Annotated in this window: 1 pseudogene; it reads left to right on the top strand. The window is 36.5% G+C overall.

Going from position 1 to position 1418, the window contains the following annotated elements:
• Window positions 1–163 precede the first annotated feature (163 nt).
• A pseudogene (locus VQ643_RS16225) lies at window positions 164–1297 on the top strand (VENN motif pre-toxin domain-containing protein); the annotation flags it as partial.
• Between the last annotated feature and the right edge of the window lie 121 nt (window positions 1298–1418).

The following is a 1418-nucleotide window of genomic DNA, read 5'->3' as shown; positions in this document are numbered from 1 at the left end:
ATACAAAACCTATCGACCAGCGTTAGTTAGTGCCACTAGGAACTAGCATGGGGGCTTAGAGGGCGCGTTAACTTTTTTCTACGCTTTGTGCACACCTGCAAGCCCATCTCGCGATAAAGACGGTAAGCTCGTTTTTTGTTGATAACCAAACCTACTCGGCGAAGACGTCAAAGCCAACATCCGTGACCTAAGCTCAGCGATCGCCGCTGTCGTGGGTGGTGTAGCAGGTGACTCCGCCTTTAATGCACAAGTAGCAGGGGTTATTGGGCAGAATGCGGTTGAGAATAATGGTTTAGGTGCCCCTCGTAGTAAGGATAATAAACGCTTAATAGAACTAGTAGATAAATGTAATAATCCAGAATGTTTAGTGGAAATTATAAGTTTAAAAAATAAATCTTATAAAGAACTTAACATGTCTGATAAATATATTTATGATTGGGAAAATACAGCATTTGATCAATATACAGACCTGGCTGCAAGTGCTTGCGATGGTAACTCTGCATGTATTAGTACTGTATATAAATTAATGCTTGTAAATATGTATGGAAATGCTGGATATGGTAATGCTTACATGGAGGATCTACGTAAAGATAGGGTTTCTATACACACTCGGCAAGGTCACTGGGGGCAGCTAAGTTTGCAGGCGTTTGAAGACTTTTCATTCTTGTTAGAGGTAGGGCCAGCTGCTAGGCTTATAAATAATGGAGTTGAAAAATTTTTCACCCGCTCAATAAATGCAGCTAATGAAGCTAAAATTCTTAATATGGTATCTGAAGCTGGTCATGAGGTAGTGGCCAGTAGGAATGGCTTTATAAGTTCTGGAAAATTAAATAAATCAAGTATTTTAATTGATACAGCAACGCACAATGAAGATTCCTTAGTTAATCTTGTTTTAAGGTTTGGAGATAAATCAGGTCGATTGAAAGAAGAATTAGTTAATAGTGTTTTCGAAAAAGCTGGTTTAAATTTATTGCCAGGTGGGAAGTATGGAAGTAATCTTCAGCATGGATTTGATCATGTGTACAAATCAGCAGATGGAGCGATACATATTTTGGATACAAAGCCTAAAAATATAGGTGGTGTTCAATTATCCACCAAAGCAGCAGGAGATACGAATCAGTTGTCGTCTGACTGGATTAATGCAGTTATTAATCGTTTGCCAGATAATGACGCCTCAAAAATAGCTATTAAAGCAGCAATGGATAAGGGACTGCCAATAAAGACATATATATCTACAGTAGATAAAGTTACTGGAAATATTCAAATAATAGCAGTTGATGTTCCAAATAAAGGTTAATTTATAATGAAAAATGCTAATGAAAAATATAAATTTTTTATAAAAAATGACACTGACAGAGATTATTTAGATTCTGTTTCTCATATTGAAAGCGGCTGTATTTATTTTATAAATAATAAGG

Source organism: Pseudomonas sp. F1_0610 (assembly GCF_047470865.1).
GTDB lineage: Bacteria > Pseudomonadota > Gammaproteobacteria > Pseudomonadales > Pseudomonadaceae > JAZDRH01.
This window is presented reverse-complemented; position numbering and strand designations above follow the sequence as displayed.